Source organism: Actinomadura craniellae (genome assembly GCF_003289645.1).
GTDB classification, from domain to species: domain Bacteria; phylum Actinomycetota; class Actinomycetes; order Streptosporangiales; family Streptosporangiaceae; genus Actinomadura_D; species Actinomadura_D craniellae.
Genome location: NZ_QLYX01000009.1, coordinates 236,099 through 248,605, shown reverse-complemented (window position 1 = coordinate 248,605; position 12,507 = coordinate 236,099). Strand labels below are relative to the sequence as shown.

Here is a 12,507-nt window from a genome sequence, read left to right as displayed (position 1 = left end):
CTCCTCACCGGGGGGCGCGCGGCAGGCCGAGGCCGAGCATCGCGATCAGTTCGCGTTGGACCTCGTTGACCCCGCCGCCGAAGGTCAGCACCAGCGCGCCCTTGGCGCCGCGGTCGAGCCGCCGGACGAAGTCGGCGGTGAAGGGGTCGGCCGGGTCGCCGTACCGGGCGACCGCCTCGCCCACGATCCGGCCCACCTCCTGCATGCGCTCCGAACCGTAGATCTTGGTGGCGGACGCGTCCGCCGCGCCCAGCCAGCCCAGGTCCGCGTTGGCCGCCACCTGCCAGTTGAGCAGCTCGTTGACCCGCAGGTACGCGTAGACCTGGGCGAGCGCGCGGCGGACCTCGGGCTCCTCGATCGGCGGCCGGCCGGCCGGGCCGGCCGCGGTGCGCGCCCAGCGGGCGAACCGGTCGTAGGTGTGCCCGATGTTGCCCGCCGGGCCCAGCGTGACCCGCTCGTGGTTGAGCTGGTTGACGATCAGGTCCCAGCCCCGGTTCTCCTCGCCGACCAGCATGTCCACCGGGACGCGGACGTCCTGGTAGTAGGTGGAGTTGGTGTGGTGCTGGCCGTCCATGGTGATGATCGGGGTCCACGAGAAGCCGGGGTCGGCGCAGTCCACGATGAGCATCGAGATGCCCTTGTGTTTCTTGGCCTCCGGGTCGGTGCGCACCGCCATCCAGACGTAGTCGGCGTGGTGCGCGCCCGAGGTGAAGATCTTCTGCCCGTTCACGATGTAGTGGTCGCCGTCCCGGACGGCGGTGGTGCGCAGCGCGGCCAGGTCGGTGCCCGCCCCAGGCTCGCTGTAGCCGATCGCGAAGTGGCACTCGCCGGCCAGGATCCGGGGCAGGAAGAACCGCTTCTGCTCCTCGGAGCCGTATTCCAGGATGGTCGGCGCCACCGAGTTCAGCGTGATGAGCGGGTAGGTCACCTCGGCGCGGGCGATCTCGTTGGCGAAGATCTGCTGTTCCACCGGGCCGTAGCCGCGCCCGCCGTACTCCTTGGGCAGGGCCACGCCCAGCATGCCGTCGCGGCCCAGCCGCCGGCAGTGCTCGATGTAGGGCGGGCCGAACGGGTCGGCCGCGATCGCGGCGCGCTGCTCGGCGGTCAGGCAGCCGGCGAAGTACTCCCGCAGTTCGGCGCGGAGCCTGCGCTGCTCCTCGGTCAGGTCGATGAACATCAGCCCTCCTGGGGCGCCGGCGCGCCGGCGAGCAGGTCGCCGACCGCGTCGAGTTGGGCCTGCGCGCCGCCGAGCAGGTGGCCGAGGTGTTTGGCCCAGGCGAAGTAGCGGTGCAGCGGGTAGGTCACGTCGAGGCCGATCCCGCCGTGCAGGTGCTGGCAGGTGTACAGCGCCCGGATCACCGGGTCGCAGGCGTTGTATCCGGCGATCGCGAGCACCTCGTCGACGTCGTCTTCGGCGGAGACGGCCAGCCGCCAGACGCCCGCCCACATCGCGACGTCGAGCGCCCGCCGGGCGATGTAGGCGTCGCTGATCTGCATCGTCACGGCCTGGAACTGGGCCAGCGCCCGGCCGAACTGCTCGCGGGTCTTGACGTACTCGGTGGTCAGGTCCAGCGCGCCGGCGATCACCCCGGAGGCGGTGGCGACGGCCCCCGCCACGGCGTGCCGGCGCAGCGTCCGCCAGGCGGCGCCGTCGGCGGTCCCGCCGAGCAGCGCGTCCGGGCCGGCTCGGACGCCCGCCAGCCCGATCCGGTACATCGGCTCGCCGGTGGCGGCCAGGTGCGGGGTCAGGTCCAGCGTGGACGGTTCCACCAGGAAGACCCCGACCCCGGCGCCGGCCACCCGGGCGGGCACCAGGACCAGCGCGGACTCCGCGGCGTAGGGCACGAAGGTCAGCACCCCGTCGAGCACGTGCCCGTCCCCGTCGGGCCGGGCGGCGGCGACCGGGTCGCCCGCGCCCGGCGCGCGGAACGCCCCGGTCATGATCGCCTCGCCCTCGGCCAGCGGGCCCAGCAGGGCGCGCTGGGCCGGGGTGCCGTGCCGGGCGATCGGTGCCGCGGCGAGCGCCAGCGCGGGGTAGGCCGGGAGCGGGGCGGCACGCACGCCGATCTCGCGGAGGATCACCGCGAGCTCCACCGCGCCGAGCCCCGCCCCGCCGGCCTCCTCGGGCAGGCAGACGCCGAGCAAGCCCGCCTGGGCCAGCGCCTTCCAGGCCGCCTGGTCGTAGGGGGCGTTGCTCTTCTCGTGTGCCTCCAGCCGCGCGGTGGTCGCCTCGCGGGTGAGCAGCCCGGCGGCGAGCTCCCGCAGGTCGGTCTGGGTCTCGTCGAGGTCGAAGTCCACGCGTCCGCTCCTGTCAGGCTCGCTGCGTCGTCGCACGCCTCCACGGCGAAAAATAGAACAGATTCTAGTAAGTGTCCAGAGCAGGCGGGCCAGCGCGAGCGATCAGGAACAACCGCCTCTGTCAGGGACTACTAACTGGAACGTGATGTCTTGCACACGATCGAGGCGGCTTCAGGAGATAACGCGTTCTCGCCGGCCCGGTAGGCTAGGGAACAGGAACCGGCCACCCGGCCGGCACGGGAGGGGACGTGTCCGCAGAGCCGTCGATGGCACCACCGCCGCAGGGGGTGCGCTCCCGCAGCCAGCACCAGCGCCGCAAGCGCATCGTCCAGGCCGCCGCCGCACTGGCCTCCCGGGGCGGTGTGGAGGCGATGCAGATGCGCACCGTCGCCGAGCGCGCCGGGGTCGCCCTGGGCACCCTATACCGCTACTTCCCCTCCAAGATGGACCTGGTCGTCGCGGTCGTCAGCGAGGAACTCGACATCCTCGAAGGCAGCATCGAGCGCCGCCCGCCCCGCGCCGGAGCCCCGGCGCAGCGCGCCGTCGAGGTGCTGATGCGCGCCACCCGGGGGCTGATGCGCGAGCCCGAACTGGCCGAGGCGCTGATCCGCTCGCTGCTGCTGTCGGACGTCAAGACCGACTTCGGCGACCGGCTGGCCGCCATGCTGCTGCGCGCCGCGCTCGGCTCCGACGAGCAGGTGCCCGACGACGACCAGCGCCAGGTGGTGGCCCGGGCGCTGTCCGGCATCTGGACGATGGAGATGATCGAGATGCTCCGCGGCCAGGCCACCGCCGAGCGCATCCAGACCCGGCTGGAGATCTCCGCGGCCCGCCTGCTCGCCGACTTCTGACCGCTGAACGCGCTCCGGGTGTGCTGATCGCAGGCCGGTCCGGTGGCTCCGCCGATACCCTGAGTGTCGTCCAGTGACAGGAAAGAAGGGCAGTCAGTGAACGAGCCTGAGAGCGGCGAGGGCGTCATCATCGAGTTCATCGATGGCAAGGACGTCCCCGTGGGGCACAAGGACTTCGGCGAGCGCGCCGTCGTCATGCGGGAGGCCAAGAACCCCGAAGGTCCGGTCCTCTACTTCACCGAGGCCGAGTGGGACGCCTTCGTCGGCGGCGTCAAGGACGGCGAGTTCGACGACCTCCTCGAGGAGCCCCCCGCGGCAGAGTGAGCCGTCCACCGGCCGGGGCCCGCGCTACGGCCAGGTGCGGGCCCCGGCGAACGAGGTGGGCGCCGGGGCGTAGCCCAGGTCACGGCGGGCGGCCGAGATGTCGAGGGTCCGCTCGACCGCCAGGTGGCTCAGGGCGTACCGGGTGAGCCGGGGCGGCTCCGGTCGGCCGGCCAGCAGGAAGACCCCCTCCACCGCGGCGGCGACCGGCCAGGCCGCGCGCCGCGGCAGGTAGACCGGCCGGGCGCGGATTCCCCGCTCGGCCAGGACGGTGCGCAGCGCGTCGTCGAGCACCACGGGTTCGGCGTCGGTGACGTTGTAGACGCCCTGGTTCCCGCGCGGACCCCCGTCCACCGCCAGCAGGCAGGCGTCCACCAGGTTCCCGATCGAGGTCAGGCTGATCCGCTGCCGGCCGGTGCCCGCCGCGGGCAGCAGCGGGCCGCGCACCGCCGCCAGCACCCGGGGCAGCAGGGTGGTGTCCCCCGGCCCGTAGACGGCGTGCGGGCGCAGGATCACCGCGGGCCGGTCGCGCATCGCGGCGAGCACCACCCGTTCGGCGGCGGCCTTGGATGCACCGTAGGCGTTGAGGTAGCGCCGCACCGGCGCCTGGTCCTCGGCGGCCATCACCTGCGGCCGGTACGGGTCGTACACGCTGGCCGTGCTGACATGCACGAACCGCGCCGCCGGGAAGGCGGCCAGGGCGTGCCGCGTCCCGGTCAGGTTGGCGGCGAACAGATCGCGCACCGGGCCCCAGTCGGTCACCGACCCCGCGCAGTGCACCACGGCGTCCACCCGGGGCGCGCCGGGCGGCGGCCCTGCGGTGAGGTCCCAGGACCGGTACTCCGCCCCGCCCACGTGCTCGGCGGCGATGTGCGCCCGCCGCCCGTAGGCGAGCACGTCGGCGCCCCGTCCGGTGAGTGCGCGGCACACCGCGCCCCCGACGAAGCCCGAGGCCCCCGTCACTGCCACCCGCATCCGCGCTCCCTTCCCCGGTTTCACTCTCGCCGGGGACGGGGGCTCGCGTCCAACCGGCGGGCGGAACGACCAGAGGGTTACCACGAGGACACAGAATGACGACGAATAACGCCCAATCCTGCGTAGCGCAATCAATATCACCAAAGATAAGCAAGTGAGGCGACTGGGGATTGAGTAGATCAAATGGCACGGGGAAGCATCCGCTTTTGCCTGATCGCTCAAGCCGAACCCACAAAAAAGGATGTCCGAAATCATGAACGGCACCACGAACTCCGAAGAGACACCCGAACTGGAAGTCCATCAGCTGGTGGTGGAGAACGTCGACCGGAACGACCCCGGCGCGACCGAGGAGGACGAGCTGGCGGTCCTCGAAGAACTGTACGGCCCGATGAACGCCGACGGCGTGTACGACGGCGAGGAGAAGTGACCATGGCCGGTGTCGGCGACATGTTGAACGAGGCCCGCAATTCCCTCGGCCTGGGCGAGCCCAACAAGATCCACAGGTGGTACGCCACACGGAACGGCTCCGCCTTCGCGGCCGGTTCCACCCCCTGGTGCGACATGGCCATCACGTACTGGGCGTTCCACTCCGGCAACCACCGGGCCGTGTGCCCCCAGGGCGACCGCGCGTACACCGTGTGGCACGCCCAGGACTTCCAGCGGCTGGGCCGCTGGCACTCCGGCACGGACGCCAGCGTCCGGGCGGCCAAGCCCGGCGACATCGTGTTCATCGACTGGAACGGGAGCAACTCCGTCGGCGCCATCGACCACGTCGGTGTCGTGGAGAAGAACCTCGGCGGCGGGCGGGTCCAGACCATCGAGGGCAACACCGACAACCGGTGCCTGCGCCGGGTGCGCGCCGCCGACGTGATCGTGGGTTACGGTCGGCCGGCGTACAGCGGCGCCTCCTCCGACGTCGTCAGCGCGCCGAGCGGCTCGCCCCTGCTGCGCCGGGGCGCCGGCGGCGACCGGGTCTTCCAGCTGCAACGGGCCCTGCTCAAGGCCGGCGAGAAGCTCCCCACCTTCGGCGCGGACGGCGACTTCGGCGCCGAGACCGAGGCCGCCGTCAAGTCCTTCCAGCGGAAGGCGGGGATCACCGCGGACGGGATCTACGGCCCGCAGACCGCCGCCAAGCTCGCCGCGGCGCTCTGACCCGGCACCGGCCGGGGCCCGCGACCCGGCCGGCCGGGTGTCACTCCCCCGCCCGGGGCGCCGCGCGGACCGTGAACTCGCGGTAGGCCGGCAGCAGGACGCCCCGGGCCGCCCGCCGGCGGACGATCTCCAGCGGGGCCGCCGCCAGCAGGGTGCGGGCGATCAGCCGGGCCTCCGCCATGGCCAGCGGGTAGCCGATGCAGAAGTGCGGCCCCGCGCCGAACCACAGCCGGCGCAGCTCCGGCGGCCGGTCCAGGTCGAAGGGGCCGTGCGCGCGGCAGCAGTTGTGCGTGACGATCAGGACCCGGTCGCCGGGCCGGGCCGCCGCCCCGCCCACCCGGGTCGTGGCGTGGACGCTGCGGAGCATGACGGGCGTGGGGGTGGTAACCCGGGACGCCTCGTCCAGGGCCCGGTCGAGCAGGCCCGGGTCGGCGGCCACCCGGTCGAGTTCCCCGTGGTCGTGCAGCAGCGCGACCAGCCGGGGCACCAGGGTCGCGACCGTCTCGGTGCCGGTGAGGAAGAACGCCCCGGCCGCACCCCGTGCCTCCTCCTCCGACAGGCCGAGGGCGCGCATCCGGCCCATCACGGTGCTCTCGTCCCCCGCCGCGTACGCCCGGGCGGCGATCTCCCCGACCGGGTCGAGGACGGCCCGGGCCCGGGCGATCTGCCGCGGGGACAGCCGGCGGGTGCGCAGGCTCACCATCGCGACCACCCGCTCGCCCTGCTCGAAGAACCGCCGGTAGTCGTCCTCACCGCGGGCCGCCAGCCCGACGACCCGGCAGATCACCGCGCCCGCCAGCACCTTCATGGCGGCGACCAGGTCCACCTCGGCGCCGCGGGCCAGGTCCGCGGCCAGCCGGTGCAGCGGGTCCGCCAGGACCCGGGCGCACAGGTCCTCGGCGTACCCGGGGGTGAACAGGTCGGTGAGCCGGCGGCGCAGCGCGCGGTGCGCCGCCCCCTCCATGTTGAGCAGCACCGAGGGGCCCAGCACCGGGGTCCACAGCTCACCCGGCGACCCGGGCCCGTCCTTGCGGAACGTCTCGCCGTCGAGCAGCACCTCGCGGGCCGTCGCCGCGTCGTTGACCACCACCCCCAGGCCCGGGACCCGGACCGCCGGCCCGCACCGGGCCAGCCCGCGCAGCAGCGGGTACGCGAAGGGGTGCGCGGTCAGGTAGAGCCGCCGTTCCCAGTTCGGCCCCGTCACCGGATGTCCACGACGTCCGGGGTGTAGCGGTGGTCGGCGTACCAGGCGAGGGTGCCGACCAGGCCGTAGGCGCGCAGCCGGCGGACCGAGCCGTAGACCACCATGTCCCGGCGCAGGCCGTAGTCGCGCGTCAGCCGGCGCACCCGGTTGACCAGGGCGCGGTCCTCGTGCATCTCCTCGATCCGGGTGCGCGGGAAGCCGCCGCTGCGCTCGTACAGGCCGGCGGTGATCGCCACGTTGCAGCCGGGCATCATGAGGTACGGCCCGAGGTGGGCCGGGTCCCGGTTGCCGGGCCGGAACCGGCCGAACAGGGCCGCGCCCGACACCACGGCGGGCAGCAGCCGGCGCTCCCACAGCCGCAGCCGGAACTCGTCGGTGCGCGGGCGCAGCGGCCCGCTGACCATCTCCAGCCCGTCGGCGAAGGCACGCTTGACGGCCGCGACCCAGTCCACGTGCGGCAGGCAGTCGGCGTCGGTGCGGGCGATGTGGGTGGCGCCCCCGGCGATGGCCCGGCGGACCCCGGTGTCGGCCGCCGCGCCGGTGCCCTTCTGCGGCTCGGCCACCAGCCGGACGTCCGTTCCGGGATGCTCGGCGGCGAACCGGCGCACCACCCCGGCGGTGTCGTCGGTGCTGCCGTTGTCCACCACGAGCAGCGTGAAGTCGCCGTCGGACTGCCCGGCCAGCCGGCGCAGGGTCGCGCCGATCGACCGCTCCTCGTCGTAGGCCGGGATGACCACCCACAGTTTCACTCGTGCAAGGTATACAACAGCCGGCGTTCAGGGACTTACCTGGACAGTCACCTATTGTCCGGGAGAAACGGGGACGGATGAATCTCGCGGAGCGACACGAGGCCAGGCTGCTGTGGGCGGGGAACCGCGGGCTGTACGCCCTGCTCCAGGCGGCCCGGCACACCGCCCCGATCCAGCGGGTGCCCCGGCTCGGCTGGATCGTCACCGATCCCGTGCTGGCCCGGAAGGTGCTGAACGACCACGCGAGCTTCACCCTGGCCGGCGAGGGCGGGGTGGGGCATCTGTGGGCCCAGCTGTTCGGGCCGGAGATGGGGGCGCTCTTCGGCGGCGCCCGGCACACGGAACTGCGCACCCGGGCCCGTGACCTGTTCACCGAGGGGAGCGCCCGCGTCCTGGTGGAGCGCGCGCAGGGCGCCCACCTGCGCCGGCTCGGCGACCGGCTGGCGGCGGGCGGGACCGTGGACGTGGCCGACGCCACCCGGGTACTCGCCGGGCGGATGGTCGCCGACCTGCTGGGGCTGTGGCGGGGGGACGACGACGACGCGTACCGGGCGGTGTTCCGCGCCGGGGAGCGGCTGGCCGGGCTGGCGGTCGGCACCGCCGCCTCCACCGTGCTCGCCCCCGAGGTGATCGGGCGGGCCCGGGCCATCGTCGACGAGATCACACAGGGGGTCGAGGAGGGCTATCGCACGGCCGGCCCGGACACCGTCCTGGGCCGCTGCCGCGCGATGGGGCTGGGCGTCGACCTCGCCCGGGGGCTGGTCACCCTGCTGGCCATCGCGGGCACCGAGACCGGGGCTTCGGGCACCTCCCGCACGGTGGCGCTGCTGCACGACACCGGCCAGCAGCACCTGCTGCGCGCCCAGCCGCAACTGATGGAGAACGCGGTGCGCGAGGGGCTGCGGGTGGCCACCCCCGCCCCGGTGATCGGGCGGCACGTCGCGCGGGACGTCACGGTGGCCGGCCGGCGGCTGCGCGCCGGTGACCGGATCATGCTGCTGACCTACCTGGCCGACAACGCGGTGGGCCCGTTCGACGTGCGGCGCGAGTATGTGCCCGAGACCCGGCAGCTGTGGTTCGGCGCGGGCCGGCACCTGTGCCTGGGCAACGCGGTGGCGCGCGTCCAGGTGACCCGGATGGTGGAGACGCTGCTGGGCGCGGGCCGGCCGTACCGGATCGTGTCCCGGCGGGCGGCCCGCCGGGTGCTGGTGCCCACCTACACCGAGCTGTACGTGACCCTGATCACCTCCGATAAAACAAGAACAGGTTACAGTTAATACCGAATCTTGTTCGAGGAGGAGCTCATGGGCAGCCCAGTGATCGTCGAGGCGGTGCGCACGCCGCTCGGCAAGCGGAACGGATGGCTCGCCGGCGTCAAGCCGCAGGCCCTGCTGGCCCACGCGCTGGGCGCGGTGGTCGAGCGCTCGGGCGTCGATCCCGCCGAGGTCGGCCAGGTCTTCGCCGGCTGCGTCACCCAGGCCGGCGAGCAGGGCGGGCACGTGGGCCGGTACGCCTGGCTGTACGCGGGCCTGCCCTGGCAGACCGGCGTCACCACGATCGACGCCCAGTGCGGGTCCAGCCAGCAGGCCACCCACCTGGCGGCGGCGATGGTCCAGGCCGGCGTGGTGGACGCCGCGATCGGCTGCGGGGTCGAGGTGATGAGCCGCGCCCCGCTCGGCAGCAACGTGCTGCCCAGCAACCCCCGGCCCGACGACTGGTCCATCGACATGGCCGACCAGTTCGAATCGGCCGAGCGCATCGCGCGGCGGCGCGGGCTGACCCGCGCCGACACCGACGCCTTCGGCGCCCGGTCCCAGCAACTCGCCGCCAAGGCGTGGGCCGACGCCCGGTTCGAGCGGGAGATCGCGCCGCTCGACGCCCCCGTGTACGGCCCCGACGGCGAACTCACCGGCGAGACCCTGCGCGTCACCCGCGACCAGGGCCTGCGCGAGACGACCGCCGACACCCTGGCCCGGCTGAAGCCGGTCATGGGCCCGGACGCGCTGCACACCGCGGGCACCTCCTCGCAGATCTCCGACGGCGCCGCGGCCGTGCTGGTCATGTCCGAGGAGCGGGCGCGGGCGCTGGGGCTGCGCCCCCGGGCCCGGATCCGGGCCCAGGCGCTGGTCGGCGGCGAGCCCTACTACCACCTGGACGGCCCGGTGCAGGCCACCGAGCGGGTGCTCACCCAGGCCGGGATGACCATCGGTGACCTGGACATCTTCGAAGTGAACGAAGCATTCGCCTCGATAGTGCTGTCCTGGTCGCAAGTGCACGAACCGGACATGGATAAAGTCAATGTCAACGGCGGCGCGATCGCTCTAGGTCATCCGGTCGGTGCCACCGGTGCCCGACTGCTCACCACCGCGCTGCATGAGCTGGAGCGTCGCGACGGGGCGACCGCACTGGTCACCATGTGCGCGGGCGGCGCGCTGTCGACCGCCACGATCCTCGAACGGATCTGACTGCGAAAGCGAGCCCCCTGTGCGCGTACGACCTGAACCGGAGAACCTCGGCGGCGGCCTGTGGAGCGTTCCCGTCCCGATTCCGGGCAACCCGCTCGGCTACACCCTGGTCTACGCACTGGAGAGCGAACGCGGTCCGGTCCTGGTGGACGCGGGCTGGAACCATCCGGACGCCTGGGAGGCGCTGAGCGGCGGGCTGGGCGCGGTGGGGCTCGACGTCACCGACGTGTACGGGGTGGTGGTCACGCACTTCCACCCCGACCACGCCGGGCTGGCCGGCCAGGTGCGCGAGGCGTCCGGCGCGTGGGTGGCCATGCACCACGAGGACGCCGCGCTGATCCGCCGGATCCGGACCGAGGGGAGCAAGGTCGACGAGGCCTGGATGATGGCCGAGATGCGCCGGGCCGGGGCCGGCCCCGCCGAGCTGGCCGAGCGCTTCGAGCACGGGCGGATGCCCCCGCCCGCCGACCCCGACCGGGAGCTGTCGGACGGCGAACTCGTCGACCTGCCCGGCCGCAAGCTGCGGACGGTGTGGACCCCGGGCCACACCCCCGGCCACATCTGCCTGCACCTGGAGGACGGCGACCGGATCTTCACCGGCGACCACGTGCTCCCCCGGATCACCCCGCACATCGCGCTCTACCCCTACGACGCGCCGGCCGACGTCGACCCGCTGGGCGACTTCCTGGCCTCGCTGGAACGGGTGGCGGAGGTGCCGGCGGGCGAGGTGCTGCCCGCCCACCAGTACCGCTTCGCCGGGCTGGGCGACCGAGTCCAGGAGATCATCGACCACCACGAGGAGCGGCTGACGTCGCTCATGGAGATGCTCGCGGCCGGGCCCGCCACGCTCTGGCAGTTGGCCGCCGGCATGCCCTGGCGCGACCCGTGGGACCAGATGCCGCTCGGCTCCCGCCGGATGGCGACGGCTGAGGCCGCCGCGCACCTGCGCACGCTGGAGCGGCGCGGGCTGGTCCACCGCCAGGGGTCGGACGACGTGATCGGCTTCGCGCGCGGCTGACGCATGACCGGCGCGGGCCCGGGGGGACGTCCCCCCGGGCCCGCGCCGTTTTTCTCGGGGAGAGATGGGTCACACCCCCCAGGACACTTGTTGAGACTCCAGTCTCATGTTAGAACGTGTTCTAACAAAGTGCATGCTCAACGGCGCGGCAGCCCCGCCCTGGAGGGATCGATCATGGCTCCGAAGATCGATGTCATCGACCCGATCGGCTACGAGCGGAACGGCGTCCCGCACGAGCAGTTCCGCTGGCTCCGCGCCAACGATCCGGTGCACTGGCACTACGACCCCAACGAGCGGGTCCCCGGCTTCTGGGCGATCACCCGGCTGGAGGACATCATCTACGTCTCGCGGCACCCGGAGCTGTTCTCCTCGCACACGCGCACCTCGATGTTCGAGGAGATGAGCGACGCGGACCTGGCCGCGCACCAGCAGATGATGCTCTTCCTCGACCCGCCCGAGCACACCCGCAAGCGGAGCATGGTCAACCGGGGCTTCACCCCCCGGATGATCAACCAGCTCACCGACCACGTGCACGAGATCTCCCACCAGCTCGTCGACGAGATCTGCGAGCGCGGCGAGGCCGACTTCGTCGCCGACATCGCCGCCCCGCTGCCGCTGTACGTGATCTGCGAGATGGTCGGCGCCCCGCTGGCGGACCGCAAGCGGATCTTCGACCTGTCCAACCAGCTCGTCGGCTTCGACGACCCGGAGCTGAACACCTCCATGGAGACCGCGCAGGAGGCCTCCGCGGAGATCTACATGTACGCCCACCAGATCGCCGAGGCCCGGCAGGCCGAGCCGCGCGACGACATCGCCACCAAGCTGCTCCAGCCCGACGCCGAGGGGAACGTCCTCACCCAGGAGGAGTTCGACCTGTTCTTCCTGATGCTGACGATCGCCGGCAACGAGACCACCCGGACCGCGGCGGCCGGCGGCATGCTGACCTTCTTCCAGCACCCCGAGCAGTGGCGGCGGCTGCTGGCCGACCGGTCGCTGCTGGACAGCGCGGCCGAGGAGATGGTCCGCTGGGTCACCCCGATCAACCTGTTCCGCCGCACCGCCACCCAGGACGTCGAGCTGAACGGCAAGAAGATCAAGGCGGGCGACAAGGTCGTCCTGTTCTACGCCTCCGCCAACCGCGACGAGAGCGTCATCGACGACCCCGACACCTTCGACATCGGCCGCCTGGCCAACCCGCACATCGGCTTCGGCGGCGGCGGGCCGCACTACTGCCTGGGCACCCACCTGGCCCGGCTGGAGCTGAGCGTGCTGTTCGAGGTGCTGACCGAGCGGATGCCCGACCTGGAGCTCGCGGGCGAACCGCGGCGGCTGCGCTCCAACTTCGTCAACGGGCTGAAGGAACTGCCCGTCCGGTTCACCCCGTCGCCGCGGCGAAGCCGAGCCTCCCACTGAGCCGGACAGAGCATTCCCCACGGGCCGCCTGGCTGACACGATCGAGGACCGGCCGGTCTCC

At 72.9% G+C, this 12,507-nt stretch carries 13 protein-coding genes; 8 read left to right on the top strand and 5 right to left on the bottom strand.

The genetic code is table 11. The features are described 5' to 3' along the window. Nucleotides 1-4 precede the first annotated feature (4 nt). On the bottom strand, nt 5-1,177 hold the full coding sequence (locus DPM19_RS20680; RefSeq protein WP_111869597.1) for an acyl-CoA dehydrogenase family protein: 1,173 nt from the start codon (nt 1,175-1,177) through the stop codon (nt 5-7). Beyond that, nucleotides 1,177-2,298: an acyl-CoA dehydrogenase family protein gene (locus DPM19_RS20675; protein WP_111869596.1), complete on the bottom strand. Its 1,122-nt coding sequence runs from the start codon at nt 2,296-2,298 to the stop codon at nt 1,177-1,179. Before DPM19_RS20675 ends, DPM19_RS20680 begins: the two co-directional genes overlap by 1 nt. A gap of 266 nt (nt 2,299-2,564) precedes the next feature. Here DPM19_RS20675 and DPM19_RS20670 point away from each other — a divergent pair, with 266 nt between their 5' ends. Together DPM19_RS20670 and DPM19_RS20665 are read left to right on the top strand one after the other, a co-directional pair. Continuing rightward, nucleotides 2,565-3,149, top strand: a complete 585-nt coding sequence (locus tag DPM19_RS20670) for a TetR family transcriptional regulator (RefSeq protein ID WP_111869595.1) — start codon at nt 2,565-2,567, stop codon at nt 3,147-3,149. A gap of 96 nt (nt 3,150-3,245) precedes the next feature. Beyond that, on the top strand, nt 3,246-3,473 hold the full coding sequence (locus tag DPM19_RS20665; RefSeq protein ID WP_111869594.1) for a DUF397 domain-containing protein: 228 nt from the start codon (nt 3,246-3,248) through the stop codon (nt 3,471-3,473). 24 nt (nt 3,474-3,497) lie between these two features. Here the strand turns inward: DPM19_RS20665 and DPM19_RS20660 are convergent, their stop codons facing one another. After that, the gene (locus DPM19_RS20660; RefSeq protein ID WP_111869593.1) at nt 3,498-4,445 is read right to left on the bottom strand and encodes an NAD-dependent epimerase/dehydratase family protein; all 948 of its coding nucleotides are present in this window, start codon (nt 4,443-4,445) and stop codon (nt 3,498-3,500) included. A gap of 253 nt (nt 4,446-4,698) precedes the next feature. Between DPM19_RS20660 and DPM19_RS35365 the strand changes: the two genes are divergently transcribed. After that, nucleotides 4,699-4,872 (top strand): hypothetical protein, encoded by a 174-nt coding sequence (locus tag DPM19_RS35365; protein WP_158566841.1) that lies wholly within the window; start codon nt 4,699-4,701, stop codon nt 4,870-4,872. A 2-nt stretch (nt 4,873-4,874) separates the two neighbouring features. After that, nucleotides 4,875-5,597, top strand: coding sequence for a peptidoglycan-binding protein (locus DPM19_RS20655; protein WP_111869592.1), 723 nt, complete (start codon nt 4,875-4,877; stop codon nt 5,595-5,597). A 40-nt stretch (nt 5,598-5,637) separates the two neighbouring features. Here the strand turns inward: DPM19_RS20655 and DPM19_RS20650 are convergent, their stop codons facing one another. Together DPM19_RS20650 and DPM19_RS20645 are read right to left on the bottom strand one after the other, a co-directional pair. Further along, a complete protein-coding gene (locus DPM19_RS20650; protein WP_111869591.1) occupies nt 5,638-6,801 on the bottom strand; it encodes a cytochrome P450 in 1,164 nt (387 codons plus the stop codon). Further along, nucleotides 6,798-7,550: a glycosyltransferase family 2 protein gene (locus DPM19_RS20645; protein WP_111869590.1), complete on the bottom strand. Its 753-nt coding sequence runs from the start codon at nt 7,548-7,550 to the stop codon at nt 6,798-6,800. The genes DPM19_RS20650 and DPM19_RS20645 overlap by 4 nt, the downstream gene beginning before the upstream one ends. 77 nt (nt 7,551-7,627) lie before the next feature. Between DPM19_RS20645 and DPM19_RS20640 the strand changes: the two genes are divergently transcribed. From DPM19_RS20640 to DPM19_RS20625, 4 genes are all read left to right on the top strand, one after another. Next, a complete protein-coding gene (locus DPM19_RS20640) occupies nt 7,628-8,827 on the top strand; it encodes a cytochrome P450 (RefSeq protein ID WP_111869589.1) in 1,200 nt (399 codons plus the stop codon). Nucleotides 8,828-8,854: 27 nt separating this feature from the next. Then, nucleotides 8,855-10,015, top strand: coding sequence for a steroid 3-ketoacyl-CoA thiolase (locus DPM19_RS20635; RefSeq protein WP_111869588.1), 1,161 nt, complete (start codon nt 8,855-8,857; stop codon nt 10,013-10,015). Nucleotides 10,016-10,034: 19 nt separating this feature from the next. Beyond that, nucleotides 10,035-11,033: an MBL fold metallo-hydrolase gene (locus DPM19_RS20630; protein ID WP_233510529.1), complete on the top strand. Its 999-nt coding sequence runs from the start codon at nt 10,035-10,037 to the stop codon at nt 11,031-11,033. A gap of 174 nt (nt 11,034-11,207) precedes the next feature. Next, on the top strand, nt 11,208-12,446 hold the full coding sequence (locus DPM19_RS20625) for a cytochrome P450 (RefSeq protein WP_111869586.1): 1,239 nt from the start codon (nt 11,208-11,210) through the stop codon (nt 12,444-12,446). Nucleotides 12,447-12,507: the final 61 nt, after the last annotated feature.

What these genes read in the sequence shown, in the direction of transcription:
- DPM19_RS20660 (WP_111869593.1), bottom strand. Translation starts at nt 4,445, where the DNA reads ATGCGGGTGGCAGTGACGGGGGCCTCGGGCTTCGTCGGGGGCGCGGTG.
- DPM19_RS20655 (WP_111869592.1), top strand. Translation starts at nt 4,875, where the DNA reads ATGGCCGGTGTCGGCGACATGTTGAACGAGGCCCGCAATTCCCTCGGC.
- DPM19_RS20680 (WP_111869597.1), bottom strand. Translation starts at nt 1,177, where the DNA reads ATGTTCATCGACCTGACCGAGGAGCAGCGCAGGCTCCGCGCCGAACTG.
- DPM19_RS20670 (WP_111869595.1), top strand. Translation starts at nt 2,565, where the DNA reads ATGGCACCACCGCCGCAGGGGGTGCGCTCCCGCAGCCAGCACCAGCGC.
- DPM19_RS20640 (WP_111869589.1), top strand. Translation starts at nt 7,628, where the DNA reads ATGAATCTCGCGGAGCGACACGAGGCCAGGCTGCTGTGGGCGGGGAAC.
- DPM19_RS20635 (WP_111869588.1), top strand. Translation starts at nt 8,855, where the DNA reads ATGGGCAGCCCAGTGATCGTCGAGGCGGTGCGCACGCCGCTCGGCAAG.
- DPM19_RS20625 (WP_111869586.1), top strand. Translation starts at nt 11,208, where the DNA reads ATGGCTCCGAAGATCGATGTCATCGACCCGATCGGCTACGAGCGGAAC.
- DPM19_RS35365 (WP_158566841.1), top strand. Translation starts at nt 4,699, where the DNA reads ATGAACGGCACCACGAACTCCGAAGAGACACCCGAACTGGAAGTCCAT.